This window comes from Caballeronia sp. RCC_10 (genome assembly GCF_041360715.1).
GTDB lineage: Bacteria > Pseudomonadota > Gammaproteobacteria > Burkholderiales > Burkholderiaceae > Caballeronia > Caballeronia grimmiae.
Genome location: NZ_JBFUPT010000119.1, coordinates 1 through 732, shown reverse-complemented (window position 1 = coordinate 732; position 732 = coordinate 1). Strand labels below are relative to the sequence as shown.

The following is a 732-nucleotide window of genomic DNA, read 5'->3' as shown; positions in this document are numbered from 1 at the left end:
CGCGTGTTGAGCCGGGCGGAGATCGAGCAAAGAATATACGGCGACAAGAATGAAGAGCGGACCAACGCGATACAGGTCTACGTCAACACGCTGCGGCGAAAGATAGGAGAGGATGAGATCTTGACTGTTCGAGGCGTCGGCTATCGACTGGCGTGAGCCACAAAACGTGGTGGCCGGCGCCAGTGGCCCCGACATTGATGAATGGGGCCGACCTATGCGCTGCCGGGCCTCTAGACATATTGGCGATAGTGCGCCGAATGATATCGGTGACGTGATGAGTCTAGACCGGTCACATGCCCGAGTGCGTATTTCGGACGAAGGTGACCGGCCGTTTCGGGATCGTGACCGGCGATTTCGGCAACGTGACCGTCCGTTCCGGGGACGTGACCGATCGGACCGGACGGCAGGACTGGCGTTGCGCATGACATCAACCACGCGAGCTATGCTCGCCGGCTTTTGCCGGAGAGAGCATGCCCGCGCACCGGATGAACATGCGCATGTATATGAACGCCTCCCATTTGCGAAGCAGTATTGAGCGCTGACAGGTGGATGGACTGCTGCTGTATATCCGACCTTGGTGCAGTGCAAGACGCGCACTACGGGCCTCGATGAAATTCGCTTACCCGCGCCTCTGACCTGCCTGGCGAATATCGGACCGGTTGAAACTTGAGAGAATGGCTTCCAACGGAGGAATGGAAGTCATGAAGAAGAGCCGATTCACGGAAGAACAGA

Annotated in this window: 1 protein-coding gene; it reads left to right on the top strand. The window is 57.9% G+C overall.

Going from position 1 to position 732, the window contains the following annotated elements:
* The first annotated feature begins 3 nt into the window (after positions 1-3).
* The gene (locus AB6804_RS31905; protein ID WP_370889844.1) at positions 4-156 is read left to right on the top strand and encodes a winged helix-turn-helix domain-containing protein; all 153 of its coding nucleotides are present in this window, start codon (positions 4-6) and stop codon (positions 154-156) included.
* Positions 157-732 lie beyond the last annotated feature (576 nt).